The organism is Mesorhizobium sp. WSM4828, from assembly GCF_055811175.1.
Map to the genome: position 1 here is coordinate 1 of NZ_JBVVQK010000110.1, position 492 is coordinate 492.

Sequence of the window (492 nt, forward strand, 5' to 3'; positions counted from 1 at the left end):
ATGTTGCGCGATGCCGACCGGTGCTTGCGTCGCGGACGATCCTTGTCTTCGGCGGCATCGTCATTGGCCGCGGCCGGGACCTCGCAGAGGTCGCCGAGATCGAGCGCGATCTGGGTCGGATCGAGGACGGCCAGCTTCTCCGATTTTGCCCCGAAGATCATCTGCCGAAGCAGATCGGCATAGACGCGCAGCTCCGCGTTCTCGGCTTCAAGAGCGATGATATTCTTCGAGGAGGAGTTTGACTTCCTCGATGCCTCCATCGGTGAAGGCCAAGATCCCGTCGTCATCGTTGGTGCCGTACACCCAGATGACGCCGTCCTCCGGCTCGAGACCGAGAGTCAGTTCCTGGATGAGCGCTTCGCTGACGCCGAGGTCGCTGGCGACACGTTCGACGGTGTAGACGTGATGCACCTTGTTGCGCTGCATGATCAGGCCGCAGCTGGTTGGGTCCGCAGTTTTGCGGATCTCCAATTCCACGGCAGCAAATCATCG

General features: G+C 61.0%; 2 protein-coding genes. Both read right to left on the bottom strand.

Annotated elements, in window-relative coordinates; all coding sequences use genetic code 11:
• Positions 1–260, bottom strand: a 260-nt coding sequence (locus AC0L2X_RS32515; protein ID WP_473601224.1) for an IS66 family transposase, incomplete at its 3' end; no start/stop codon positions are given.
• On the bottom strand, positions 208–426 hold the full coding sequence (locus tag AC0L2X_RS32520; RefSeq protein WP_473601226.1) for a hypothetical protein: 219 nt from the start codon (positions 424–426) through the stop codon (positions 208–210). The genes AC0L2X_RS32515 and AC0L2X_RS32520, both read right to left, overlap by 53 nt.
• Between the last annotated feature and the right edge of the window lie 66 nt (positions 427–492).